A 26,351-nucleotide genomic window follows, 5' to 3' on the forward strand; every position below is an offset into this window, starting at 1 on the left:
ATGTTATTAGGTGCTTTTTCTGTAAGTCTAAATGTAAAAGATATTCGTGCTTCAAAGCAGTTTTATGAAAAGCTAGGTTTCAAAGAGTTTGCTGGGGAGATAGAACAGCATTGGCTAATTATGAAAAACGGTGAACATTTGATTGGTTTGTTTCAAGGTATGTTTGATAAAACCATGCTGACCTTTAATCCTGGATGGGATCAAAATGCCGAAGCTTTGGATGAATTTGCAACCTTTGAGCAATTAGCTGCACAATTTCAGCAACAAGGATTAGAAATACAAAAGGCCGGTGACGCGAGTTTTATTATCACCGACCCAGATGGCAATCCTATTTTGATTGACCAACACGTGTAGCTGGTTTTTTACGTTTAATTCGAACGTTTTGTAGTAACAAGAGAACTCCTGTAATACAAAATAGTACGCTGGTGGCTGAGAAGCTGATGAGTAGTGGATTGTTAAAGTTCTCACGCTCATCATAATCCATAATGTGTAGCATCCAGAAAAAGTCGAAAATGCGCCACAGGGTGCTGCGCACAGTTATAACTTTACCGGTTTGGCTATCTAAATATAAGGTTGTTGTTAACCAATCATCGAAGCTAATTTGCCAAACATTGGCTTTGTGACCGACTTCTCTAGGCCCTTTTGTTAATAACTGCGCTTGCGTTATTTTTGCGTCAATAAGCAGGTGAGCTTGCGCATTTTCAATGATTTGCGCTTTACTCGGTGCAGGCATTTTAGCACCTGTTCTGCCATCAAAAATAAACGTACCGCTAAAGGATGTAACTTCTATAATCGGGGTATTTAAAAAATGGCTATATTTAATACCCTCGATTTGCTCGAATTGCGCTGTTATTTTATCAATTGAAGCAGGGTAGTCCGACAATAAAAATGGGCTACTTAAACTGCGATTAGCCAGATGCTTACCATGCACTTTTTCAAGTGGTAATGAGCTCATTACCAGCCCACCTAAGAGCCAAAAAAAGATCTGCAAAGCAAGTAAGTAGCCAAGCCATTTATGCCCTTTACGAGCATACTTAAACAGGCGTTTTTTCATTATTACCCCGTTATTATTGTTATGTGGGCGCTATTTTAGGTTGTTTAGCTAGATTGCCAATGCGGCATAATGTCGCATTAACTGTATTCTAGATTTGGTATATATACAAAACTGAGTTAAAGTTTCAGTCGATATCAATAGAGGGTAAAAACGAGAGTATGTCGGAAATTCAATTTTTAAATGTAGATCTGGAGCTTGAGTCAAAGCACGATATAAGTGCGCTTGTTGCTGATTTGAAGAAAAACGCCATGGTTTTACATTATGACCAAGATGAATACCGCCAACTAGCACGTATTGAAGCAACCGCAGATATCAGCTCTCCAGATAAAGCAATTAACCAGCTTTGCGAGCTTATTGAGTCTTGCTCGCGCAATGCATTAAAACAGTGGTTATCGTGCTCAAAGCGTACATTTGATATAGGCTTTGAATCAGGTAATTCGCCTAAATGCTTTAACCAACCCCTGCATGCCGATACCTTGTTACGTATCTCTGCAATTGGCGCAGGGATTGAAATTACTATTTATCCTGTTGAAAAATAGCCAGAATTTATCGCTCTACAACAGCTGCGGTCATTCTTGATACGCAGCAAAGCTCTCCTGCGGCATTGGTAATTTTAATATCCCAAACAGAAGTTCGCTTACCTAAATGCAGCGGTCTCGCAGTTGCTGTTAACGTTCCTTTGCGTGACGCTTTCATGTGGTTGGCATTAATCTCTTGGCCAACAGCATAAAACTTATTGAAATCAACCACGAAATTGGCTGCATAGCTTGCCACTGTCTCTGCTAATACAACGTTTGCTCCGCCATGGACCATGCCCATAGGGTTATGATGCTCAGGAATAGCAGGCATGGTTGCCATTAAATAATCATCGCCAATTTCAGTTACCTCAATGCCCATAGTTTTCATTAAAGTGCCTTGACCGGTAATCCCTTGTTCCAGCTCTTTGCAAAGCTCTAACGTGATTGGTTGGTGCCAAATACTCATTGTGTTTCCTTAGCCTGCTAATTAAAGCTAATACCTTATGGCATCTTTCGGTGTGGTTCAATGTTAGTTTTGTAGCAATATGATGGGGTTAATTTAAATTTGCGATTTTCAAATAACTGTATATACTCACAGTTAAATGTACTGTATGGAAAACCAGTTGTATGCGCCCATTAACTAAACGCCAATCGCAAATTTTAGAACTAATTAAAGTCTTTATTAAAGATACAGGCATGCCACCTACGCGTGCTGAAATAGCTCAAACATTGGGTTTTAAAAGTGCCAACGCTGCTGAAGAACACCTAAAAGCACTGGCAAAAAAAGGCATGATCAAAATGAAGCCTGGGGCGAGTCGCGGTATTCAGTTAATTGAAGAAGATGAGCCAGAGCAACTAGGCTTACCTTTAATTGGCCGTGTTGCAGCCGGTGAACCTATTTTGGCGCAAGAGCATGTTGAAAGTCACTGCCAAGTTGATCCTTCATTATTTAAACCTGCTGCCGATTTCTTACTGCGTGTAAATGGTATGAGTATGAAAGACATTGGTATTATGGATGGCGATTTGCTTGCAGTACATAGAACACAAGTTGCTGAAAACGGGCAAGTAGTTGTAGCTCGAGTCGATGAAGATGTAACAGTTAAGCGTCTAGAAAAAGCGGGTCGCAAAGTACTTTTACACGCTGAGAACGAAGAGTTTTCGCCTATTGAGGTTGACCTTGAGCATGAGTCGTTCAACATCGAGGGGTTAGCGGTAGGTGTTATTCGTAACGCTGACTGGATGTAAACGTTCCCAATTTGGTGCATTAAATTGACTCAATTTGGTGCGCCACTGAAATTTTACTACTTAATTAGGATTTGTGAATCCTTACTCTTCATTTAAAGCCTTATATAGCGCAGTTTTCCTCTCTTTTTATATTTCGTTCTTACTCCTAAACATTAAATAAAGCGCTGATTATAGTTGTTATTTCTGCACCAAAATAAACATTTATTATCATTAAAACTTGCTTATTGGTCATTTTTTAACTAATTGGTTAATACACTGTATTAACACCTAATTAATAAAAAGACACAAAAATGTGCGAGGTGTTAGTCATGGGGTCGGTATCATAAGTGGGTCAAAATGATACGTAGTCGCTCTGAACAATAAGAAAAACGAATGGGCACCTTGTTGTATCGCCTTTTCGCTTTGCGTCTTGCAATAGCATCTAAAGGAGCCGTCACATGGGTAAACTGCGTTACGCCTTGTGGCTTATATTGTTTGCACTTCCTGAGCTTGCATTGGCAAATAGCCAATACAATATGCGTAAAGGGGTGACCGATATAAGTAATAATGTTTATGAGTTACACATGACGATATTTATTATCTGCTGTGTAATCGGCATCATCGTATTTGCGGTGATGTTTTGGGCTTTAATACACCACCGTAAATCCAAAGGGGCCAAGCCTGCCCAATTTCATGAAAGTACAAAAGTTGAAATACTTTGGACTGCCATTCCATTTGTCATCTTAATCGCCATGGCTGTGCCTGCCACAAAAACCTTAATTGCCATGGAAGATGCCTCTAAAGCCGATATCACCATTAAAGTGACTGGCTCACAATGGAAGTGGCATTACGAGTACATGGGCGAAGACATTGCTTATTACTCGATTCTATCTACACCTAAAGACCAAATAGACAACCAAGCAGAGAAAACTGAGCATTATTTGCTTGAAGTAGATAAACCGCTAGTACTTCCTATCAATAAAAAAGTTCGCTTTTTAATGACCTCAGACGATGTAATTCATTCATGGTGGGTGCCTGATTTTGCGGTTAAAAAGGACGCAAATCCTGGGTTTATCAATGAAGCGTGGACTCGTATTAACGAGCCAGGAGTATACCGTGGTCAATGTGCTGAGTTATGCGGTAAAGATCATGGCTTTATGCCTGTTGTGGTGAAAGCCTTACCTGAAGATGAATTTGCTAATTGGCTTGCAGATGCCAAGCAAGAAAAAGCCAATGCGGCCGCAGCAGATGCTGCTTTGCTTGATCAAACATTACCGAAAGAAGAGCTTATGGTCTTAGGTGAGCAAGTGTATATGGCAAGCTGTGCTGCATGTCACCAACCTACCGGTATGGGCCTACCAGGCGTTTTTCCAGCACTTAAAGGCAGCCCGATTGTATTAGGTGATGTAAAAGATCACATAGATATCGTGTTACACGGTAAGCCTGGCACAGCAATGCAAGCGTTTGATAAACAGCTTTCAATTAAGCAACTTGCTGCGGTTATTACTTATAAGCGAAACGCGTGGGGTAATGATACCGGCGATGTTATCCAACCGAGTCAAATTCAAGCCGCGATTGATGCAGCAGCGGAGGCGAACTAATGAGTAATGTTATTAACGAGCAAGCAACAGGGCATGCGCATCACGACCATCATCCAGCTAAAGGTTTTAAGCGTTGGCTTTACACTACCAACCATAAAGACATTGGTAGTTTATACCTGATTTTTTCACTCACCATGTTTTTAATTGGTGGAGCGATGGCAATGGTGATCCGCGCTGAACTGTTTCAGCCTGGATTACAGTTAGTTGATCCGCACTTTTTTAACCAAATGACTACCGTACATGGTTTGATCATGGTGTTTGGTGCCGTTATGCCCGCATTTACAGGGCTTGCAAACTGGATGGTACCTATGATGATAGGCGCACCTGATATGGCCTTACCACGTATGAATAACTGGAGCTTTTGGATTTTGCCATTTGCATTTTTAATCCTATTGGCTTCGTTACTTATGCCTGGTGGTGGTCCTGCGTTTGGTTGGACTTTCTACGCACCACTATCAACAACTTACAGCAACGATAACACTGCACTTTTTGTGTTTGCCGTACATATCATGGGTATCAGCTCAATTATGGGGGCGATTAACGTTATCGTGACTATCGTCAACCTAAGAGCGCCAGGTATGACGTGGATGAAGCTGCCGCTATTTGTTTGGACATGGTTAATCACTGCATTCTTGTTAATTGCTGTTATGCCAGTTCTAGCAGGGGCGGTCACTATGGTGTTGACCGATAAATACTTTGCAACCAGCTTTTTTGATGCAGCCGGTGGGGGCGACCCTGTGATGTTCCAGCACATTTTCTGGTTCTTCGGTCACCCTGAAGTGTACATCATGATTTTGCCGGCCTTTGGCATTATATCGACTATCGTACCGACCTTCTCGCGCAAAAAGCTATTTGGCTATGCGTCTATGGTGTATGCAACTTCATCGATTGCGCTGCTAAGTTTTATCGTTTGGGCACATCATATGTTTACCACTGGGATGCCTGTGGCTGGCGAGTTGTTCTTCATGTACGCCACCATGCTGATCTCAGTGCCAACGGGCGTTAAAGTGTTTAATTGGGTGGCCACCATGTGGCGAGGTTCGATTAGCTTCGAAATTCCGATGATGTTTGCCATCGCCTTTATTGTGTTATTCACCTTAGGTGGTTTCTCTGGCTTGATGCTTGCGATTACACCAGCAGATTTTCAGTATCACGATACCTATTTTGTGGTGGCTCACTTCCATTATGTGCTTGTGACGGGGGCTGTGTTCTCAATTATGGCGGGAGCCTATTATTGGCTACCGAAATGGACTGGCAACATGTACAACGAAACGCTGGCGAAATGGCATTTTTGGTTATCGCTAATCAGTGTCAACGTGTTGTTCTTCCCTATGCACTTTGTTGGCCTTGCTGGTATGCCGCGTCGTATTCCTGATTATGCTCTGCAATTCGCTGACTTTAACGCCATTATCAGTATTGGTGGTTTTGCATTTGGCTTATCGCAACTGTTGTTTGTATTGGTGGTATTTAAATGTGCTCGAGGTGGCGAAAAGGCACCTGCCAAAGTATGGGATGGAGCTGAAGGTTTAGAGTGGGAAGTCGATTCTCCAGCGCCTTATCACACCTTTGAAACACCGCCGGAGATTAAGTAATGAACCATGCACCTTTGCTAAAAAAACTGCTGATTACATGCTTGCTCATGTTCGCATTTGCTTTTGCAATGGTGCCGCTTTACGACGTGTTTTGCGACGTTACAGGGTTGAATGGTAAGCCATCATTAGAAAAAGCGAGCGCGAGTGAATCAATAAATACACAGCGCCAAGTTGATGTCAGCTTTACCACTCACGCCCAAAGCGGCGCGCCATTTAAGGTGCAGTCTGAGCAATACAGCGTGGCGGTACAACCAGGTGCCATGCGTGAAGTTAAATTTTCAGCAAAGAACACCAGTAATGAAGACAAAGTCATGCAAGCAATTCCATCAGTATCACCGGGTAAAGCGGCAAAGTACTTACATAAAATAGCCTGTTTTTGCTTTGATCAGCAGTCAATGAAAGCCGGTGAAGAAATGGAATTTACCTTGTTGTTTTATGTTGATACAGAGTTACCCGACGATGTTGAGGAACTGACGTTGTCGTATACCGTGTTTGATATTAGCGGGCATGTTGTGGCTAAAAACGATTAAAAGCCGCCAAGCTAATTGCTAATTGGGAGCAAACAAAATGAATCAAAATTATGAAAAATACTATGTTCCAGCCGAGAGTCCTTGGCCAATAGTTGGTGCCATCGCGATGTTTTTAATTGCTGTTGGTGCTGGTTTAACTGTGATGCAAGTAAGTGGTGAGGGCAGTAGTGGCCAGTATGTCTTGTATCTAGGCATTGCCATATTAGTTTATATGGTTTTTAGTTGGTTTAGAAACGTTATTGAAGAGTCTCATAAAGGGCTTTACTCAGCACAAATGGACCGCTCATTCAGACAAGGTATGAGCTGGTTCATATTCTCTGAGGTTATGTTCTTTATGGCGTTTTTTGGCGCTCTTTTTTACGCACGTATGATTTCGGTGCCTTGGCTCGGTGGCGCTGGTAATAACGCTATGACCAACGAAGTGCTCTGGCCAACCTTTGAAGCCGTATGGCCGCTATTAACTACGCCAGCGGGCGAGACCACACAGGCTATGGGCTGGCAAGGTCTACCTCTGATCAACACGCTTATTCTGCTTACCTCATCGGTCACAATTCACTTTGCTCATGTTGCGATAGAAAACAATAAGCGCGGCGCTCTAAAGGTATTTTTATCTTTAACCGTGCTATTAGGTGTGATTTTCCTTGGCTTACAAGTTTACGAGTATATGCATGCTTACCAAGATTTAGGTTTGACCTTAGATGCAGGCGTTTATGGGAATACCTTTTTCTTGTTAACTGGATTTCACGGTATGCACGTGACACTAGGCACCATTATTTTATTTGTGGTGCTGCTCAGAATTTTTAAAGGCCACTTCACGAGTGAAAAGCATTTTGCCTTTCAAGCGGCTGCTTGGTATTGGCACTTTGTTGATGTGGTGTGGTTGTGTTTATTTGTGTTTGTGTACGTGCTGTAGCTTTGTGAAGCGGCGACGGGTTGGTGTGAATAAAGCCCAATTTCATTGCGGCAATGATGAGCACCAGCACAATACCTGAAAACAGCACTCGACGACCTAAGTAATGCGACATGGGTTTCGAGTGCTCTTTTGCTGACATCATCACAAACAGCGCTCTAAATAGGTTGAACAGAATATAAAGTAATAACAAAACAATAATGATTTTAATCATATTAGGTATTCCAAATGCAGTTAATTTTATGGCGTAAACAAAAGCTTAGCTCAATTATCGCAATTTGCGTTGTGATACTTGCAGTGCTTATTTGTTTGCGACTAAGCGTTTGGCAATACCAGCGAGGCGAGCAAAAACAGCAGCAACTAAGCCAGTTAGCCGTTTCTAAAGAGCAAGGAGTTTTGAGCTGGCAAGAGCTGCAAAGTTTACCTAGAGAGCTGAATAAAACGGGCTTGCAAGTCAAGGTCTCTGGCGAGGTAAATAAACAACAGTACTGGCTGCTTGATAATCAAATTTATCAGGGGCAAGTGGGCTATGACTTACTAGTAGCGATGACAATTGCAGGTGAAAGCGTGCCTTTAATCGTTAACTTTGGTTGGCTAAAAGCTCCAACAAACCGTAGCCAGTTGCCAACCGTTGTGTGGCCAGAATCAACAAGCTTTACGGCTACTGTGCAATTGAAACAAGGCAGCTTACAAGGCTTCACACTTGCCGATGAGATTGGTGCAGAGCAAGGCTGGCCTAAGCGTATTCAAGGCATCGACTTAGCAATTTTTAGTGCTCAATTAGCAAAGCCCTTACAAGACTTTATTGGTTATCGCAATGAAGCAGATGGTATTGCAACCCCGCATTACCAGAGTGTCGTGATGGGGCCAGATAAACATTACGCCTATGCCGTGCAGTGGTTATTAATCGGCTTAGCGTGTGTTGTTATTGCTTATTTTGCGATGAGAAGGAGAGGTTATGAAAATAAACCCGCTTAGTTTATTCGTTTTATGCTGTTTTGTGCCGCTGGCACTTGCTTATGCAGCATTAAAGCTTGAGTGGTTACCGAGTGGTTCGAGTAATCATGGTGAGCTTTTAAGCGAAGAAGTTAAATTAGCTGATTGGCAACAAGGCGATCCTAAACAATGGACAATTGCGCTTAATTATCCAAAAGAGTGCAGTGAAGTTTGTGCAAACCAATTAGCCAGTCTAGATAACCTATATGTCGCTTTAGGTAAAAATCAGCAAAAAGTGGATGTGGCGGTACTGACAAATCAACAGCAGGTATCGGCAAATTGGCGTCAATTAGCAGTAAGTCCTGCGCTCAAAGCGGGAGACTTATACTTGGTTGATCACATGGGCTTAGTGGTTTTGCATTACCCCTACACGGCTGAGCCAGAACAAAACAGACTGATTCAAAAAGGCTTACTTAAAGACTTAAAGAAACTACTTAACTATGCGCGTTCAAGTTAAACCTCATTAAGGGGATAAAGATGTATAAAAATTATAAATATTTAGTCTTAATTACGGTTTTCTTCTCTATCTTAGTTGTTGGGCTTGGTGCCTATACACGGCTGAGTGATGCTGGACTTGGTTGCCCTGACTGGCCTGGTTGCTATGGATTTTTAACTGTGCCAAAACATGAAACTGCTCTGTTACATGTTGAACAAAACTACCCTGATATGATGTTTGAAGCAGCAAAAGCATGGAAAGAAATGATCCATCGCTATTTTGCCGGTGCCCTTGGTTTACTTATTTTAGCCTTGTTTGTTTTTGCCTGGTTAAAACGCCAATATCCAAATACGCCGGTTAAACTGCCATTAGCACTATTATTGCTGGTGGTATTCCAAGCCGTATTGGGCATGTGGACTGTCACTATGAACCTACAGCCTTTGGTTGTTATGGGGCATTTGCTCGGCGGTTTTAGTATCTTGTCGTTGCTGTTTTTATTGTATCTACGTTTAAAGACCGACCCTGTTGCTAGCAGTGATAGCGGCGCAAAGCCATATTATCAGTTAGCGCTGGTGGGCTTGGTGGTGCTAATACTGCAAATTGCGTTGGGTGGCTGGCTTGCAGCAAATTACGCCGCTCCGCATTGTAATGGCTTACCGCTGTGTAGCTACGGACAACCGTTTTCTTTGAAGAGTGTGTTTCAGCTACCGCTTGAGCACAGCACCTATGAATATGGCGTTTTATCGCAGCAGGCGCGTATGTCTATTCATCTGCTACACCGTATTTGGGCGCTGGTTACTTGTGTGGTGTTAGCGCTGATCATGTGGCGCATATATTCACGCTGTTACTCTCGAAAAATTAAGCACTGCACAGTCACTGTATTAATCGCTTTGTTGTGCCAAATCTGTTTAGGTCTAGCTGTTGTGCACTGGCACTTCCCATTAAGTGTAGCGCTTGCGCACAACCTAATGGCCGCATTGTTACTGCTTAGCATGGTAAGACTATGCTTCCACTTAAAAATAAGAACCTAGGAGGCTGTGATGGCATTATTACTAAGCTCAGAAAAATCATTATTTATTCAAAGCTCAGAGTTACTTAAAGATTACTTAGCTATCAGTAAATTTAAAGTAGTTGCCATGCTTGTACTAACTGCTTGGGTTGGTTTGGCATTGGCTCCCGATGTTGGGCGAGGGGTATTTGTGCAGCTTGCAAGTTTGCTAGGTATTGGCTTGCTGTCGGCTGCTGCTGCCGTGATCAATCATGTTGTTGATAGTGAAATCGACAGCAAAATGGCACGTACACGTCATCGTCCTGTGGCAAAAGGTCGGCTCAGTAAACAACATGCTTTGAGCTTTGCTGCAACTATAGGAATACTAGGTTTTGTTATGCTTATGGTATGGGCGAATACGCTCACCGCCATTCTTACTTTGTTTGCGCTTGTCGGCTATGCCTTTATTTACACCTCATTTTTAAAGCGTGCCACACCGCAAAATATTGTTATTGGTGGTTTGGCAGGTGCTATGCCGCCGTTGCTAGGGTGGGTGTCTGAAACAGGCCATATGGCTGCGGCTCCTTGGCTGTTAGTGATGATTATATTTACTTGGACCCCACCACATTTTTGGGCATTAGCGATTGCACGTAAAAGCGATTATGAGCGGGCAAAGATTCCTATGTTGCCTGTTACTCACGGTATCGAATTTTGTAAAACCTGCGTTGTTGGCTACAGCATTTTGCTTGCTTTGGTATGTGTGTTGCCTTATTTAATTGGCATGTCAGGGCTAATTTACTTACTAGGAGCAAGCGTTTTAAACGCGATATTCATTTATAAAGCGTTAAAACTAAAAATTGCCCCAAAAGATGATACAGCAATGGACTTATTTCGTTTTTCAATCGTGCATTTAATGCTACTCTTTATCGCCTTATTCATTGATAAATGGTTAGTTTTATGACGCGAATCGTCGCTTTTTTATGTTTCAGTGCGGTATTGTTTGTAACCGGTTGTGGTAAAAATAACAGCGCTCCTGAAGTCGAAGCACTGGTTTATGAGCAAGCAAAGCTGATTAGTCCGTTTTTATTAACCGATCAACATGGTGCGCCCGCTGATAACAGTCAGTTTATGGGGCATTGGAATTTGGTCTTTTTAGGCTACACCAGTTGCCCTGATATATGTCCAATGACATTGGCGAAACTAACGGCAGTACAAAAGCAGTTAAGCCAAGATTACAAAGTGCAGGTATGGTTTGTTGCCGTTGACCCAAAGCGTGATACAACCGAAAAACGCAAAGCCTACATTGATTACTTTAATCCTGATTTTCTTGCAGTATCAGGCCCACACAAACAGCTTTTTCCATTTGTCAGAGAGCTTGGCTTAATTTACGCAATTAACGATAGTGATGAGCAAGAGTATGCAGTTGATCATAGCGCGTCGGTAGTGATGGTTGATGGCGATGGCTCGGTACGTGCGATTTTTAAGCCTGAATTTAAACAAGGCAGCGTGCCATTAATAAACGCCACAACTTTGACTGGAGAGTTCAAAAAAATAGCAGATTATTACGCAAAGTAAACTTTCTTGGTTAAGGGAGTCATTTTCCGCAAAAGAAAAGCTTCCTTTTTTGATATAAATGTCTAAGCTACTAAAAAATTTTACTATTTTTTGATTCAAATTATGGCATTTTTATTTAGTCAGTCTAAGCTTTTGTTATGAATTGTTTAAAGCAGGGAAGGTATAAGTAATGTTAAAGCTCCCTACAGAATTAGCTATTAGTCAGGTCGAAACACTCCATCAAGATTTGCTACAAGAGTTGTCAGCAAATGATGATATCTGTTTGGATATCAGTGAAGTGACCCGTGCTGACACAGCATCAATTCAGCTTTTATGTGCATTACAGAAGCATTTACTTTCGGTGCAACACAAAATTATTTGGGTTGGCGAGAGTAAGCCGTTGCAACAGGCAATTAATAGTTTGGGCTTAAGCCATTATCTTGTGCTTGAGAATGCCAATTAAGAGGTTTTTATGAAAAGAATTTTAGCAGTAGACGATTCTGCATCTATGCGCCAAATGGTTGGTTTTACGCTTAAAAAAGCTGGCTTTGATGTGACAGAAGCGAAAGACGGCAGCGAAGCTTTAAATATCGCAAAACAACAAGGCTTTGATGCTGTTATTTCTGATGTGAATATGCCGGTAATGGATGGTATTACCCTTATTCGTGAATTACGTAGCTTACCTAATTACAAGTTCACACCTTTACTGATGCTGACCACAGAGTCGGGTCTTGATAAAAAGTCTGAAGGTAAAGCTGCTGGTGCAACTGGTTGGATTGTTAAGCCATTTAATCCTGAGCAATTGTTAGCGGTATTGAAAAAAGTGATTCGCTAATAATAGGAGCGGGGCATGAGTATAGATCTAAGCCAATTTTTTGAAGTATTCTTCGAAGAAAGCTTCGAAGGACTCGACGCTATGGAGGCTGAGTTATTAAACTTAGTGCCTGGCGAAGAAGACTTAGAGACCATAAATACAATTTTTCGCGCTGCGCATTCAATAAAAGGAGGCAGCGGTACCTTTGGCTTTAGTGCTGTTGCAGACTTTACTCATGTTCTCGAAACCCTTTTAGATCAAATTCGTGAAGGTTCACGAGATCTTACTGCTGAGCATGTAAATTTACTTTTAAAATCAGTTGACTGTTTACGGGCTTTACTCAGAACTTTACAAGCTGAGCAGCAGCCAGATCTAACTGAAGCTGATGAATTGCGTATTAAATTTGAAGAAATTCTTGGTATGCGTGCTGCAAGTAAAGCACCAGAGCCAACGCAAGAAGCTGTTAGCGAAAGCAGCTTTAACACCTATCAAATCGATTTCAAACCACACCATCATTTATTTAAAACCGGTAATGAACCACTGTACATGATCAGTGAATTAGCGGAATTGGGAGAACTTGAAACACAAGCCTTTCAAGATGATGTGCCCGATATTACTAACCTTGCCCCTGAAGATTGTTTTTTGTCGTGGCGCTTTTTCTTAACCACAGACAAAGAGCAAAGCTGCATCGAAGAAATTTTCGAGTGGGTTGAAGATGATGCTGATATCACCATCACCCTATGTGGTGGTTTGTTTGGTGATGAAGAGGTTGCCGCTGTTGAAACTGTTGCTGAAGAGGCTGCGCCAGCAAAAGAGGCTGAGCCTGCAGCAGTTAAACCAATCACTGATACGAAAAAGCCAGCGCCAGTTAAAGCAACCACAGCCAATGCAGAGTCAACCTCAATCAGGGTTGGTATCGACAAAGTTGATTCATTGATCAACATGGTGGGTGAATTAGTGATTACCCAAGCGATGTTAAGTCAATTGGGTGAGCAAGAGATCACTGAAGCAACTATAGCCTCATTACAAGAGGGCTTAGCACAACTGGCACATAATACCCGTGACTTACAAGAAAATGTCATGCGTATTCGCATGTTGCCTATCAGCTTTGTGTTTAGTCGCTTTCCTCGCTTAGTACGCGATATCTCGCAAAAGCTTGATAAACAAGTTGAGCTTAAATTACTTGGTGAACAAACCGAACTAGATAAAACCGTGATGGAGAAACTTTCTGACCCCATGGTGCATCTAGTGAGAAATTCCTTAGATCATGGTTTAGAAACCGTTGATAAACGCGTTGCAGCGGGAAAAGACCCTGTTGGTACTGTAACGCTCAATGCGTTTCATCAAGGTGGCAATATCGTTATCGAAATTATGGACGATGGTCAGGGCCTGAATACCACTAAAATTCGTGAAAAGGCAATTAAAAACGGCCTAATTTCAGAAACCGATGAGTTGTCTGATAACGAAATCAACGAGCTTATTTTCTTACCAGGATTTTCTACAGCCGATCAAGTCAGCGACTTATCAGGTCGTGGCGTTGGTATGGATGTAGTAAGGCGCAATATCGAAGCACTTAGCGGCTCTGTTGAAGTGGCTTCTGCACCAGGCGTGGGGTCGACATTTACAATTCGTCTACCGCTAACGTTGGCTATTTTAGATGGGCAGTTAGTCCGAATTGCTGAGCACACTTACATCATCCCGCTGATTTCGATAATTGAGTCATTGCAAATCGATATTAGTAAAGTGAGTCGAGTAGGCAAAGACTTAGATGTGCTGCGTTTACGTGACGAATATATTCCAATCTTAAGGCTTTATAATATTTTCAATCACCAAGGGGCGATTGAAACGCTTGATAAAACCTTGTTGGTTGTCGTAGAGAGTGACAACCAAAAAGTAGGTTTATTGGTTGATGACTTACTGTCGCAACAGCAAGTGGTAATCAAAAGCTTAGAGGCCAATTATCAAAAAGTTGATGGTGTCTCAGGGGCGACAATTCTTGGGGATGGTCGTGTTTCTTTGATTGTTGATATTAGTGGTTTGATTAAATTATCTGGGCTTAGAAAGCCTGGGAGCCAAGAATTGATTATTGAATCAAAAGCGAATTTGGAGGCGTCATGATTGCACAGCACGACGACCTGCATAACAAGCTAAACCTTGAACAAGATCAAGATGTAAAACAGTTTTTAACCTTCTTCATGGCTGAAGAAGAGTATGGTGTTGATATTTTAACGGTGCAAGAAATTCGCAGTTGGGAAGAAATTACGGTGATCCCTAACTCACCGGATTTCGTCAAAGGGGTTATCAACCTGCGCGGCACCATAGTGCCAATTATTGATTTAAGGCTTCGTTTTGGTATTTCAGCCATTGAATACGGACCGTTAACCGTTGTAATTGTTCTAAAAGTACAGCTTGAAAATACATGTAAAATTATGGGCATCGCCGTTGATGCCGTCTCGGATGTCTATAGCATTGCTGAGCATGAAGCGAAGGCAGTGCCACATTTGTCTGACTCAGACAACGCGCAATTTGTTGCGGGTTTAGTCAATGTGGGTGAGAAAATGGTCGCATTACTTGACCTACAAAAAACAATGGACATTTAACTGGGTAGATTAACAAGAAGGTGAAGGGTATGGGATGGTTTAGCAGTCCTAAAAATGTTGAGTCGGAAAATGATTTAGTTATTGCGGCACTTAGAAAGTCGCAAGCGATGATTGAGTTTCAACCGTCGGGGCAGATCATAACTGCCAATGCTAATTTCTTAAACACCATGGGTTACCGACTCGAAGAAATCCAAGGGCAACACCACTCTATGTTTGTTGCTGAAAAAGAGTCGCAAAGCCCAGAGTATCAACAGTTTTGGCAGCGATTACGCAGCGGTGAGTTCTTCACTGATGAATTTAAGCGTGTCGGTAAAAATGGCAAACAAGTTTGGATCCAAGGTACCTATAACCCAATTATTGATAGCAATGGTAATGTCACTAAAGTTATCAAATTTGCTACAGACATCACACCGCAAAAAGAGCTTGAACGTCAGTCAAAACGTGATGCTGATTTATCAAATGCGCTGCGTGTATGCCAAGCTAATGTGATGATTGCCGATAACGATTTAAAAATTATCTTTGTTAATGAGCAAGTAAAGCAAATGCTGCAAGCTCGCGAATCAACTTTACAAACAGTGCTACCTAGCTTCTCTGTGGCGAATTTAGTGGGTACGTGTGTTGATGATTTTCATAAACAACCATCACATCAACGTGAATTACTAAAAACATTATCTGAACCATACAAAACCACATTGCGTTTGGCGGGGCTTATTTTTAGCTTGATTGCGACTCCTTGGGTGAGCGCTTCGGGTAAGCGTTTAGGTACTATTGTTGAGTGGCAAGATATTACTGATAGCGTAAATAAAGCGGATGCTGAAAAGCGTGCAGCAGAAGAAAACTTGCGAGTACGCCGAGCACTTGATCGCGTGGCAACTAACACCATGATTGCTGATTCTGGTAACAACATTATTTACATGAACGAAGCCGTTCTGAACATGATGAAAATTGCTGAAAGTGATTTACGTAAAGACTTACCTAATTTCAATAGTAATAATTTAATTGGTCAAAATATTGATGTGTTCCATAAGAATCCAGCACATCAACGTAACATGCTTGCTAAGTTAAGTGATACGTACAGTACTGAAATTCAAGTCGGCGGCCGTACTTTTGGTTTGGTTGCAAACCCTATTTTCACCCCAGACAACGAGCGTATTGGTACGGTTGTGGAGTGGGAAGATAGAACAGCTGAAGTCGCTATTGAAAAAGAAATTGCCGGCCTTGTTGCTGCAGCGGGGAGTGGTGACTTAGAAGCCCGTGTAGAAGAAGCGGGTAAACAAGGTTTCTTCTTACGTCTAGCGCAGGGCTTAAATAGCCTAGTTAGTATTGTTGATGATGCAGTAAAAGACACAGGCAATATGCTGGATGCTATGGCAAACGGTGATTTATCAAAACGTATTGAGCAAGACTACCAAGGCTCGTTCGATAAGTTAAAACGTGATGCAAATGCCACGGCTGATAAGCTTACTGAAGTGATTAATCGCATTAATACTTCGGCAACGCTGGTTGCCAGTGGTGCAGAAGAAATCTCACAAGGTAATGCTGATTTAAGTCAACGTACTGAAGAGCAGGCTTCATCACTTGAAGAAACAGCATCAAGCATGGAAGAGATGACCAGTACGGTTCGTCAAAATGCTGATAATGCTAAAGAAGTGAATGAACTTGCTGAAGAAACACGTACTAAAGCACAAAAAGGTGGCGAAGTTGTAAATCGCGCTGTAACCAGTATGTCGGCAATTAATGAATCAAGTAAGAAGATTGCAGACATCATCAGTGTCATTGATGAAATTGCTTTCCAAACAAATCTACTTGCGCTTAATGCCGCTGTCGAAGCAGCACGTGCAGGTGAACAAGGCCGTGGTTTCGCGGTTGTTGCTGGTGAGGTCCGTAACTTAGCGCAACGTTCAGCAGCTGCAGCAAAAGAAATCAAAGAATTGATCCGAGACAGTGTTGGAAAAGTTGAAGATGGTACATTACTCGTCAATGAATCGGGTTCAACATTACAAGAAATTGTTACTGCAGTACAAAGAGTTACTGCAATGATTTCTGATATTGCCCAAGCTTCTGAAGAGCAAAGCTCTGGTATTGAGCAGGTCAATAAAGCCATTGCCCAAATGGATGAAATGACCCAGCAAAATGCAGCATTAGTTGAAGAAGCCTCTGCCGCGGGTGAATCAATGGCAGAGCAAGCGAATGATATGCGCCGCTTGTTAAACTTCTTCTCGTTATCGAATAACGAGATGGATATTACAAGCCGTGCAAGTTCAGCGCCTGCAGCTAAACAGCCAAGCTCACCAGTGCGTTCGGCACCTAAAGGTAATAACTTTGTTGACCCTAGTGATGAGTGGGAAGAGTTTTAAAACTCTTCCCAATTAAATTCTAACTAGTTAATTGCATCTAATGTTACAGCTGCAGGGTCAAGCACATGAAAGAGTTTTTACTAACGGATAGTGACTTTAAAGCTATTTCGTCACAAGTGTACGATGCTTGCGGCATTGTTTTAGCTGAGCATAAGCGCGAGATGGTTTACTCGCGCTTAGCAAGGCGTATTCGCCAACATAAGCTTAAGAACTTTAAAGAATATTTAGACTTTCTTGAAGAGAATAAAGAACAAGAGTTTAGTGAGTTTATTAATGCCATAACTACTAATCTGACTTCTTTCTTTCGTGAGCCACATCACTTTAGTTATCTAAAAAATACCATAGTCCCCAAACTGCTGATTAGTAATGCTAAACAAAAGCGTGTAAGGGTGTGGTCTGCTGGCTGCTCGACCGGCGAAGAGCCTTATACCATTGCTATGACCTTAAGCGGTTTATTCCCATCTGATTGGGATGTGAAAATTCTAGCTACTGACTTAGACTCAAATGTGCTCGCTAAAGCACAGGCTGGCACCTATACCGCTGCCAATGTGAATGGTTTAGACAAAAGCCAACTTAAGCGCTGGTTTCTAAAAAGCCATGACGGTCAGTTATATAAAGTAAAACCCGAACTACAAAAGAATATTTTCTTTAAACGTCTAAACTTATTACAAAGCTGGCCTATGAAAGGGCCGTTTGATGTTATTTTTTGTCGCAATGTAGTTATCTACTTCGATAAGCCGACGAAAGATACTCTATTTAAACGTTATTACGATTTGTTGACCGATTCAGGTCATTTATTCTTGGGGCATTCCGAAACACTGGGTAAGGACCACAAAGAGTTTAAGAATTTAGGCCAAACTATCTATCAAAAAGGTGGTCTATGAGTAGTCATTTTAAACCTGTATTGTCTGGTTTTGAGCACGTTAAACGGTTTTGGGATGGCAAGCGCCATAAAGTGGTTGCTAAAGTATTACCAGGCGAATTTTATGTGTCTAAGTCTGATGAATTGATCACAACTGTGTTAGGGTCGTGTATTGCTGCATGTATTTACGATGAAGGCTTAGGTATTGGTGGTATGAATCATTTTATGCTGCCGGCGGAAAAAGGCGTTGATCCGAGCAACGCACATAGCCTTAATTGCCGTTATGGTAACTGGGCAATGGAATACTTGATCAATGAAATCCTAAAAAATGGTGCTTCTAGACGCAACCTCAAAGTAAAGCTGTTTGGCGGCGGGAAAATAATCCGCTCAATGACAGATATTGGTGTTGGCAACATTCGTTTTGCAAATGCCTATGTACTTGAAGAGGGTTTGGATTTAGTATCCCATGATGTTGGCGGGCCTTGGCCACGTAAGGTGATGTTTGATCCACAAACAGGCAAGGCGCAGGTTAAGAAAATGCGTGAATTGCATTCTGATAAGCTTGAAAAACGTGAAATTAAATACTTACACGATATTGAGCAGCAAGATGCAGAAACGGATATTGAATTATTTTAGGAGAGCAAATGATCAAAGTACTCATAGTTGATGATTCTGCTTTGATCCGTGGTTTACTCAAGGAAGTGCTCGAGCAAGCGCAAGACATTCAGGTCGTTGGCGCGGCAGAAGACCCTTATCAAGCCCGAGATTTAATTAAGCGCCTTAATCCCGATGTCTTAACGCTTGATATCGAAATGCCGAAAATGGATGGGTTAAGTTTTTTAAAAAACTTGATGCGCCTTCGTCCTATGCCAGTTGTGATGATTTCTACACTGACTCAAAAAGGCTCACCAATCACACTGGAAGCCCTCGAAATTGGTGCTGTTGACTTTATTGCTAAGCCAACTATCAATGTCACTGAAAATCTTCAGCGTTATGCCCATTTATTACATCAAAAAGTGCGTACTGCAGCTGGCGCTAGAGTGCGAGCTTTTAAAGAAACAAAAGTTGAAGACGACAGTGCCCTAGCAACATTACAATTTAAGGGCAATAGCGTACTTGCCATAGGGGCTTCAACAGGTGGCACCGAGGCGATTAAAGAAGTACTCGTGCGCATGCCAGAAAATTGCCCACCGATTGTGATTACTCAGCATATTCCGCCGGTCTTTAGTACTTCGTTTGCGATGCGCATGGATAGAACGTGCAAAATAAACGTTAAAGAAGCTGAACATGGCGATAAACTACAACCTGGCTGGGCGTATATTGCACCGGGCGATCAGCATTTGAGTGTGGTGAAAAAAGCCGGAGGTCTGTTTTGTCAGCTTGATTCGAGTGAGCTGGTTAATCGCCATCGCCCAGCAGTCGATGTGCTATTTAACTCCCTCGTTATTGCTTGCCCTAAAGCGACAGTAGCAGCGTTATTGACCGGTATGGGTAGTGATGGCGCGCAAGGCTTATTAGCATTAAATCAAGCAGGAGCTTACACCATAGCGCAAGATGAATTATCGTCAGTGGTATGGGGCATGCCAAAAGCCGCAGTCGAACTCAATGCGGCTAATGAAGTGGTTCGCCTAGATAAAGTCACAGCGCAAATGCTAAAACAAGCAGTTAAGGTACAATAACCCAAGGTTGAGAGAACCAATAATAGCTGCCTTTCTTCGCGATAGAAGGGGCCGTGCAGTTAAAGCGAGAGCGGCCTTTTTTCAGCTTTTCAGGTGATGTGATCTTCACCGTATCTTTACTAAGCCAGGTTAAATCAGCTTGACCAATACCTGATACATAACAAGCAAACTGGCTTTTATGAAAGTCCTGCATATCAAATTGAATGCTTAAACTTGGCGGGTTTTCGTCCGTCACGCTATCTGAATAGGTGAGCTGTTTGATAGTGAATGCTTGAGAGTCGAGTTTAGTGGCAAGCGTATCAAGCTTTGAATAAAAGCCCGATGCCGGAAAGCGTGGTAACCGGGTAAAGTCAGAATGGATACCTACAGCCCCTGAATGCTGACCTATACCAACAAATCCTAGCGATTTTACTAGTTGTTGCAGTGAATTATTAAACTCGCCATAAGGGTAAGCAAGGTATTTAAAATCATGGCCAATTTCTTCTTTAATACGCTGCTGGGCAGATAAAATGTCTTCTTTAGTACGTGCAAGCCATGCTTCTTCAGTCTCGCCTGGTTGTTTGCGGTGTAAGTAATTATGAATTTGCGTATGGTTGCTAATTAAGGCGCCTTTTTTCGATAGCTCCTTTAACTGCTGCCACGTCATTACATAGCTTTTACCTTCATCAATTAGCTCGGGATTTACGAAAATTGTGTACGGATAGCCAAACTTCTCCAAGATAGGCGCTGCTTCTTCATAGTTATTTTTGTAGCCATCATCGAAGGTAATCGCGACAGTTTTATCTGTTAGCGGTTGGCCTGCTTGTAACGAGGTGATGAGTTCATCTAATGGAATAACGTTGAAGTTATTATCTTTTAAATATTGCATATGCTCAGTGAATGTTTCGCTGCTGACACTGGTTACCGCAGGAAGGCTTTCACTGACGTGGTGATACTGTAGAATGACTGCGCCATGGGCACGCAAAGATAAACCTAACAGGACTGCAAATACTAAATGAAACATTTTCTTAAACGTCATAAGGCACACCATAAAAGTTTACTGTTATTAGCCGGTCCGATGATTTTATCAAATATTACCGTGCCAATGTTAGGTTTAGTTGATACTGCTGTAATCGGCCACTTAGGAAGCGCTCACTATTTAGCTGGTATAGCGCTCGGTTCAGCAGTTATCTCGTTATTATTTTGGCTAGCAGGCTTTTTGCGCATGAGCACCACAGGCTTGGTTGCGCAGGCTTATGGTAAAAGCGATCACACCTTACTCGCTGAGCTATTAAAGCGCAGCTTGTTACTAGCAACAGCGGTAGCGCTGTTATTAATAGCGCTGAGTATACCTATTCAATCCTTAATGGCATATTTATCAAATGCTAATGAAGCTGTTTTAGAACAAGCAAATAGCTATTTTTCGATTCGTATTTTTAGTGCACCCGCTGCTTTGTGTAATTTGGTTTTACTTGGCTGGATGCTAGGTGTTCATTATGGCCGCGGGCCATTCTATTTATTACTTATCACCAATATAACCAATATTGTGCTTGATATTTATTTTGTGGTTTTTCTTGATTGGGGTGTAGCAGGAGCTGCGTGGGCATCTTTAATCGCTGATTATATCGCCCTTGCTTTTGCACTGATGTTAGTTGTACAGCTCGCTAAAAAGCAAGGTGTTAACCTTGCCGTGAAAGCCTGGTTAAGTGTTGCTAAGTTACTTGATTTAGTAAGCTTAAATCGCGATATTTTTATTCGCTCATTAGCACTCCAGCTATGTTTTAGCTTTATGACTTTTTATGGCGCACGTATCGGCGAAACAACCTTAGCGGCTAATGCCGTATTGCTAAACTTTTTAATGTTGGTGAGTTTTGCGCTTGATGGTATTGCTTATGCAAGTGAGGCAAAGGTCGGTAAAGCGAAAGGTGAGCACAGCGCTAAGCAGATTAAGTTATGGGTTAATTTGAGCTTGTTTTGGGGTGGGTTATTTGCACTGTTTTATAGCCTTATATTTTTATTATTTGGTGAGGCAATTATTCGCTTACTTACCGATGTGCCCGAAGTTATCAGCCTTGCAACGGTTTACCTTCCTTGGGTGATTATATTGCCTATCGCGGCGATGGGTTGCTTCTTATTTGATGGTGTATTTGTCGGCTTAACCCGTGCTAAAGACATGCGTAATACTATGTTATTTAGTGCTCTAGTGGGCTTTTTTGGACTGTTTTGGGTAGTGAGTAGCTGGCAAAATCATGGTTTATGGTTTGCGATGACCAGCTTTATGCTAATGCGCGGGTTAACGCTGTGGTTTCGCTATCGTAAAATTGTCAATAATCAGCAATTATTAGATTAAATTACTTCCACAAATCAGGGTCGTGATTTTTGGGAGACGAGCGCTCTAAAACTTGCGCAAAACGGTTGGCAAAAATACCTAAGTAGCCCCAACCAGCAAAGAATAAAGCCACTGCTAGTATGGCTAGGCCAATTAATTGAAATAGTGCGGGTCCATAGTAACCTATGGCAATAAAAATCACGGCTAGCACAAATAGTGCTAGGCCGCGAAGAAAGCGTTTTAAGCTTAACTTGGGGTCGCTACCTAAGCGAAATACCCATTTTTTAAGCATGCTTTAGATACCGGTTAGTAGTAAGAGTGCTCACCAGATTGGTGATCAGTAATGTCTCTTACACCGTTGATTTCGTCAAACTTGGCGATCATTTCTTTCTCGATGCCTTCTTTTAGTGTGACGTCAATCATTGAACAACCGTTACAGCCACCGCCAAATTGCAGTACCGCGATACCGTCAGCAGTAATTTCTACTAGGCTAACTTGGCCGCCGTGGTTAGCGAGCTGTGGATTCACTTCGGTTTCAAGCATATGTTGAACACGTTCTTGCAGTGATGCATCGTCGCTAAGTTTACGTGCTTTTGCATTCGGCGCTTTAAGCGTTAACTGAGTACCCATTTTGTCAGTTACAAAATCGATTTCAGCTTCTTCTAAGAAAGGGGCGCTTTCTGCATCAACAACGGCATCAAAACCATTGAATGGTAGACGAATATCAGTCGCTTCAACGGCGTCTTCTGGGCAGTAAGAAACACCACACTCAGCCTGCGAAGTACCTGGGTTTACTACAAACACACGAATGTTTGTTTGTTCAGCTTGGTCTGCTAAAAGTTTAGCAAAATGAGATTGTGCAGATTCAGAAATAGAGATCATAAAACGGACTATACTTGACTAAATTACTCGGATACTGTGTATCATACTCCGCTCATCGTGTTGTCGCCAGTGTTGAGCGTAAAAAGTTGCATCTATTTTATCGAATGGTAGCGTTAAAACATCAAATAATTACGGGTGCTATCTATGCGTTTCATAATAACAATATTAACCATGCTAGTGAGCGTTAGCGCATTAGCAAAACCTCTTTCTTATTACTTTGAACAAGATGTGAAATTTGACCCAAGTATTCCGACTCCTGAGCAGGTGTTAGGCTACGAAGTGGGTGAGTGGCATGTACGTCACGATCAACTTGTGCAATATATGCAAATTCTTGCTGAAAAAAGTGACCGAATGAATTTTAAAGTAATCGGTCGCACTCATGAGCAGCGTCCACTGGTGATGCTAACGGTTACAGCGTCCGACAAACTTGACCAAGTAGAGCAAATCCGCAAGGCTCACTTAGCTCGCCTAAATGGTGAAGCGAGTGACTCAAGCAAACAGCCTGCAGTTGTTTGGATGGGTTACAGTGTTCATGGTAATGAATCATCAGGCAGCAATGCATCGCTTCTCGTTGCGTATTACCTTGCTGCAGCACAGGGGCCAGAAATTGACGCCTTACTTAACAACACGGTTATTTTACTAGACCCATCATTAAACCCAGATGGCTTAGCGCGTTTTGCAAATTGGGCAAACAGCAACCGCGGCATGAAGTTATCATCAGATCCACAAACTCGCGAGCATATCGAAAGTTGGCCAAGCAGTCGTACTAACCATTACTTGTTTGATTTAAACCGTGACTGGTTGTTACTGCAGCACCCAGAATCGCGTGCACGTATTGCACAGTTTCACCAATGGAAACCGAATATCCTAACTGACTTTCATGAGATGGGCCCAAACAGCACTTACTTTTTCCAACCAGGGATCCCAACTCGTAAGCACCCAATTACGCCTGAAGAAAATGTCACGCTGACAAAAGCCATTGCAAACTATCATGCAAAAACACTTGATGAGCACAATGCACTTTACTTCACAGAAGAAAGCTTTGATGACTTTTACTATGGTAAAGGCTCAACTTACCCAGACGTAAATGGCGGTGTAGGCATCTTATTTGAACAAGCGAGCTCGCGTGGTCACTTACAAGAAACTATTAACGGCCCGTTAAGCTTCCCGTTTACGATTAAAAATCAGTTATTAACAAGCTTATCGACGTTCCAAGCGGCGATTGATAACCGTACTGACTTACTTGATTATCAAGCAAAATTTTACAACAAAGCAGTTGATCTTGCTGGTGATGAAGACTTTAAAGGGTATGTTGTCAAAGGCGGCGCTGATCAAAGTCGCATGCAATACTTCCTTGATTTACTTAGACAACATCAAATCAATGCGTACATGTTAGAAGAGCCGCTAAAAGTAAACGGTCAAAGCTTTTCTGAGCAGAGCTATTATGTGCCATTAGCACAGCCACAATTTCGTTTAATTAAAGCGATTTTCAGTGAGCAACAGCGTTTTGTTGATAATACCTTTTATGATGTATCTGGCTGGACACTTGCTCATGCCTTCAACCTAGAATTTGCAAAGGTAAGCAGCAACTGGGGCTTAAATGTGGCTAAAATGCCTTGGCAACAAAGTGTTAAGTCAAGCTTTGCAGCATTACCGAAAAGCTATGCCTATGCATTTAAATGGGATGATTACCTAGCGCCAAAAATGCTTAATAGCTTGCTTGAACAAGGTGTGAAAGCACGCGTGGCATTAAGCCCACTTACAGCAAAAACGCCATCAGGTGAAATAGCTTTTGAACCAGGTAGTATTCTTGTTCCTGCTGGTCTGCAAACTGATAGCAACTGGGTTAGTTATTTAAACCAAGCACAGAATGAGTTTGGCATTGAAATTACGCCAATTAGTTCGGGCTTAACGGTGAAAGGTGCTGATTTAGGTTCTCGTGCAATGGCGGTTGTGAAAGCGCCTAAAGTATTACTCGTGGGTGGTCAAGGAACTAGCCAGTATGAGCTTGGTGAAGTGTGGTATTACTTAGATCGTTTTGTAGGCACCGCGCCAAGCATTATCGAAATGGAGCGCTTAGGTAACATCGACCTTGAAAACTACAGCCATATTATTTTAGCGCACGGAAATTTCAATCGCCTTGATGATGCGACTAAAGTTGCTATTAAGTCGTGGGTTCGTAAAGGCGGTGTTATTTGGGGTCATAAAGGTGGTGCTAAGTTCTTAGCTGATCAGCAGCTACTAAAAGCAAACTACTTATCTCGTCGCGAAGTAGCCAGTGCCTTTGATACAACAGGACTTACTTATGCTGATAAAGATGACTTAGCTGGTCGTCAGCGTATTGCCGGTGCAATTTTTAATACCTCAGTGGATTTATCTCATCCACTTACGTATTCGCTTAACCGTAATACATTACCTGTATTTAAGAATAGCACTTGGCTACTTGAGAAGTCAGATGCCCCATTTGTTAATGTGCTTACTTACACAGATAAACCGCTTCTAGCTGGCTTTACTGATGACGTAAATGTAGAGCAAGTCGCGGGCGCGGCAGGCCTCATTGCGCATTCATATGGCAAAGGCAGTGTGATAGGCATGACAGATAACCCTGTATTCCGTGGTTACTGGTACGGCACGAGTCGATTACTAAGCAATGCCTTATTTTTTGGTAATGCCTTTCATGCCTCTGGTGATAAGTAATCACAATTAATCATAATGCAGGTTGCCTAACCCCGTTAGGCAAGTGAGCATAGCCCATACTTGCTTTGCCCCTGCATGTTTTATGGCTTCTGTCGCAGCATTTATGGTTGCGCCAGAGGTCATCACATCATCAATAATCGCCACGGTTTTTCCTGTTAAATCTTGCTGACAAACAAAGGCATTTTGTAGATTTTTAACTCTCTTCGCTTTACTTAACTGTGATTGCGCTTTGGTTGCTTTTTGCTTGTAAAGAGCTGAGCTAACAGTACATTGCTGGTTTTTCAAAACAGGCAGCCAAGTTTGGCTTACCTGATTAAAGCCGCGCGCTAAAAAGCGTTGATTATGCAGTGGTAGCACAATAAAAAGATCGGGCCAACTTGAATTAACTTGATGAGCTAATTGCAGCTGCCTCTGTATTACTTGTTGTAGTGCCACACGAAAATATTGCTGGTCATTAAACTTCAATTGCTTGAGCCAAAGTTTAAAAGGCGCTTGATACCAAGCACAGGCAATTAAATGATCAAAATTACTATCAGGAAATGCATCACATATATCTGGTCGGTGTAACAAATTTGGATGGTGTGTAAGGTCAAATAAATTGAGGTCATCTAAACAATACTGACACAAAGCTTGATCAGCCTGTATGTGATTCTGGCAGCTAATGCAAAAGTTGGGGAATAGTGCGTCTAGCCCTAGTTTTAAGGCATGAGGTAAGTGAGACATTGCATTCATTCCTTTAAACGCTATTA

The 26,351-nt window shown here is 42.1% G+C and carries 29 protein-coding genes; 22 read left to right on the top strand and 7 right to left on the bottom strand.

The window, feature by feature from the left end; genetic code table 11:
* Entirely contained in the window at positions 1-354 is a 354-nt protein-coding gene (locus tag EXT43_RS15660; protein ID WP_054562881.1) for a VOC family protein, read from the top strand.
* On the opposite strand, the gene EXT43_RS15665 is transcribed toward EXT43_RS15660, so the two are convergent.
* Positions 329-1,054: a hypothetical protein gene (locus EXT43_RS15665; protein WP_130167391.1), complete on the bottom strand. Its 726-nt coding sequence runs from the start codon at positions 1,052-1,054 to the stop codon at positions 329-331. The two genes, EXT43_RS15660 and EXT43_RS15665, sit on opposite strands and share 26 nt — an antisense overlap.
* A 158-nt stretch (positions 1,055-1,212) precedes the next feature.
* Here EXT43_RS15665 and EXT43_RS15670 point away from each other — a divergent pair, with 158 nt between their 5' ends.
* Entirely contained in the window at positions 1,213-1,593 is a 381-nt protein-coding gene (locus EXT43_RS15670; protein WP_054554459.1) for a hypothetical protein, read from the top strand.
* 7 nt (positions 1,594-1,600) lie between these two features.
* Here the strand turns inward: EXT43_RS15670 and EXT43_RS15675 are convergent, their stop codons facing one another.
* Positions 1,601-2,038, bottom strand: coding sequence for a hotdog fold thioesterase (locus EXT43_RS15675; protein WP_054562879.1), 438 nt, complete (start codon positions 2,036-2,038; stop codon positions 1,601-1,603).
* 161 nt (positions 2,039-2,199) lie between these two features.
* Here EXT43_RS15675 and lexA point away from each other — a divergent pair, with 161 nt between their 5' ends.
* The 5 genes from lexA (at position 2,200) to EXT43_RS15700 (ending at position 7,432) form a co-directional block, all read left to right on the top strand.
* Positions 2,200-2,817: a transcriptional repressor LexA gene (lexA, locus tag EXT43_RS15680; RefSeq protein WP_054554457.1), complete on the top strand. Its 618-nt coding sequence runs from the start codon at positions 2,200-2,202 to the stop codon at positions 2,815-2,817.
* A gap of 437 nt (positions 2,818-3,254) precedes the next feature.
* The gene (gene coxB, locus EXT43_RS15685; protein ID WP_054562878.1) at positions 3,255-4,397 is read left to right on the top strand and encodes a cytochrome c oxidase subunit II; all 1,143 of its coding nucleotides are present in this window, start codon (positions 3,255-3,257) and stop codon (positions 4,395-4,397) included.
* Positions 4,397-5,989, top strand: a complete 1,593-nt coding sequence (ctaD, locus tag EXT43_RS15690) for a cytochrome c oxidase subunit I (protein WP_130167392.1) — start codon at positions 4,397-4,399, stop codon at positions 5,987-5,989. The genes coxB and ctaD overlap by 1 nt, the downstream gene beginning before the upstream one ends.
* Positions 5,989-6,519, top strand: a complete 531-nt coding sequence (locus tag EXT43_RS15695; RefSeq protein ID WP_130167393.1) for a cytochrome c oxidase assembly protein — start codon at positions 5,989-5,991, stop codon at positions 6,517-6,519. The genes ctaD and EXT43_RS15695 overlap by 1 nt, the downstream gene beginning before the upstream one ends.
* 37 nt (positions 6,520-6,556) lie before the next feature.
* Complete coding sequence (locus EXT43_RS15700) at positions 6,557-7,432, top strand: cytochrome c oxidase subunit 3 (protein WP_055020536.1); 876 nt, start codon at positions 6,557-6,559, stop codon at positions 7,430-7,432.
* Here EXT43_RS15700 and EXT43_RS20930 read toward each other — a convergent pair.
* A complete protein-coding gene (locus tag EXT43_RS20930; protein ID WP_082710866.1) occupies positions 7,332-7,643 on the bottom strand; it encodes a DUF2909 domain-containing protein in 312 nt (103 codons plus the stop codon). The two genes, EXT43_RS15700 and EXT43_RS20930, sit on opposite strands and share 101 nt — an antisense overlap.
* A 14-nt stretch (positions 7,644-7,657) precedes the next feature.
* On the opposite strand from EXT43_RS20930, the gene EXT43_RS15710 reads away from it, so the two are divergent.
* From EXT43_RS15710 to EXT43_RS15770, 13 genes are all read left to right on the top strand, one after another.
* A complete protein-coding gene (locus EXT43_RS15710; RefSeq protein WP_130167394.1) occupies positions 7,658-8,407 on the top strand; it encodes an SURF1 family protein in 750 nt (249 codons plus the stop codon).
* Positions 8,388-8,882 carry a hypothetical protein gene (locus EXT43_RS15715; protein ID WP_054562875.1) on the top strand — a complete coding sequence of 165 codons (495 nt, stop codon included), beginning with the start codon at positions 8,388-8,390 and terminating at the stop codon, positions 8,880-8,882. Before EXT43_RS15710 ends, EXT43_RS15715 begins: the two co-directional genes overlap by 20 nt.
* 20 nt (positions 8,883-8,902) lie before the next feature.
* A complete protein-coding gene (locus tag EXT43_RS15720) occupies positions 8,903-9,892 on the top strand; it encodes a COX15/CtaA family protein (protein WP_054562874.1) in 990 nt (329 codons plus the stop codon).
* A gap of 9 nt (positions 9,893-9,901) precedes the next feature.
* Entirely contained in the window at positions 9,902-10,810 is a 909-nt protein-coding gene (cyoE, locus tag EXT43_RS15725; protein ID WP_054562873.1) for a heme o synthase, read from the top strand.
* The gene (locus EXT43_RS15730) at positions 10,807-11,424 is read left to right on the top strand and encodes an SCO family protein (RefSeq protein WP_240701516.1); all 618 of its coding nucleotides are present in this window, start codon (positions 10,807-10,809) and stop codon (positions 11,422-11,424) included. Before cyoE ends, EXT43_RS15730 begins: the two co-directional genes overlap by 4 nt.
* Positions 11,425-11,593: 169 nt before the next feature.
* A complete protein-coding gene (locus EXT43_RS15735; protein ID WP_054562871.1) occupies positions 11,594-11,866 on the top strand; it encodes an STAS domain-containing protein in 273 nt (90 codons plus the stop codon).
* 9 nt (positions 11,867-11,875) lie between these two features.
* Positions 11,876-12,238: a response regulator gene (locus tag EXT43_RS15740; protein WP_054562870.1), complete on the top strand. Its 363-nt coding sequence runs from the start codon at positions 11,876-11,878 to the stop codon at positions 12,236-12,238.
* 15 nt (positions 12,239-12,253) lie between these two features.
* The gene (locus tag EXT43_RS15745; RefSeq protein ID WP_130167396.1) at positions 12,254-14,335 is read left to right on the top strand and encodes a chemotaxis protein CheA; all 2,082 of its coding nucleotides are present in this window, start codon (positions 12,254-12,256) and stop codon (positions 14,333-14,335) included.
* Complete coding sequence (locus tag EXT43_RS15750; protein ID WP_054562868.1) at positions 14,332-14,817, top strand: chemotaxis protein CheW; 486 nt, start codon at positions 14,332-14,334, stop codon at positions 14,815-14,817. Before EXT43_RS15745 ends, EXT43_RS15750 begins: the two co-directional genes overlap by 4 nt.
* 29 nt (positions 14,818-14,846) lie before the next feature.
* Positions 14,847-17,174, top strand: a complete 2,328-nt coding sequence (locus tag EXT43_RS15755; protein WP_062564788.1) for a methyl-accepting chemotaxis protein — start codon at positions 14,847-14,849, stop codon at positions 17,172-17,174.
* Positions 17,175-17,239: 65 nt separating this feature from the next.
* Positions 17,240-18,058, top strand: coding sequence for a protein-glutamate O-methyltransferase CheR (locus EXT43_RS15760; RefSeq protein WP_062564789.1), 819 nt, complete (start codon positions 17,240-17,242; stop codon positions 18,056-18,058).
* Positions 18,055-18,672, top strand: a complete 618-nt coding sequence (gene cheD, locus EXT43_RS15765; RefSeq protein WP_054562865.1) for a chemoreceptor glutamine deamidase CheD — start codon at positions 18,055-18,057, stop codon at positions 18,670-18,672. The genes EXT43_RS15760 and cheD overlap by 4 nt, the downstream gene beginning before the upstream one ends.
* A gap of 8 nt (positions 18,673-18,680) precedes the next feature.
* A complete protein-coding gene (locus EXT43_RS15770) occupies positions 18,681-19,715 on the top strand; it encodes a chemotaxis response regulator protein-glutamate methylesterase (protein ID WP_130167397.1) in 1,035 nt (344 codons plus the stop codon).
* Here the strand turns inward: EXT43_RS15770 and EXT43_RS15775 are convergent.
* Entirely contained in the window at positions 19,702-20,733 is a 1,032-nt protein-coding gene (locus EXT43_RS15775) for a polysaccharide deacetylase family protein (protein WP_240701517.1), read from the bottom strand. The two genes, EXT43_RS15770 and EXT43_RS15775, sit on opposite strands and share 14 nt — an antisense overlap.
* Here EXT43_RS15775 and dinF point away from each other — a divergent pair.
* Complete coding sequence (gene dinF, locus EXT43_RS15780) at positions 20,710-22,044, top strand: MATE family efflux transporter DinF (protein ID WP_130167398.1); 1,335 nt, start codon at positions 20,710-20,712, stop codon at positions 22,042-22,044. The two genes, EXT43_RS15775 and dinF, sit on opposite strands and share 24 nt — an antisense overlap.
* Before the next feature lies 1 nt (position 22,045).
* Here the strand turns inward: dinF and EXT43_RS15785 are convergent, their stop codons facing one another.
* Together EXT43_RS15785 and nfuA are read right to left on the bottom strand one after the other, a co-directional pair.
* Positions 22,046-22,315, bottom strand: a complete 270-nt coding sequence (locus tag EXT43_RS15785) for a hypothetical protein (RefSeq protein WP_054562862.1) — start codon at positions 22,313-22,315, stop codon at positions 22,046-22,048.
* 14 nt (positions 22,316-22,329) lie between these two features.
* Entirely contained in the window at positions 22,330-22,905 is a 576-nt protein-coding gene (nfuA, locus tag EXT43_RS15790; RefSeq protein ID WP_054554437.1) for a Fe-S biogenesis protein NfuA, read from the bottom strand.
* A 144-nt stretch (positions 22,906-23,049) separates the two neighbouring features.
* Between nfuA and EXT43_RS15795 the strand changes: the two genes are divergently transcribed.
* Entirely contained in the window at positions 23,050-25,602 is a 2,553-nt protein-coding gene (locus EXT43_RS15795) for a M14 metallopeptidase family protein (protein ID WP_130167399.1), read from the top strand.
* A 6-nt stretch (positions 25,603-25,608) separates the two neighbouring features.
* Here EXT43_RS15795 and EXT43_RS15800 read toward each other — a convergent pair whose 3' ends face one another.
* Entirely contained in the window at positions 25,609-26,325 is a 717-nt protein-coding gene (locus EXT43_RS15800) for a phosphoribosyltransferase family protein (RefSeq protein ID WP_063528313.1), read from the bottom strand.
* Positions 26,326-26,351 lie beyond the last annotated feature (26 nt).

Source organism: Pseudoalteromonas sp. CO109Y (assembly GCF_004208935.1).
GTDB classification, from domain to species: Bacteria; Pseudomonadota; Gammaproteobacteria; order Enterobacterales; family Alteromonadaceae; genus Pseudoalteromonas; species Pseudoalteromonas shioyasakiensis.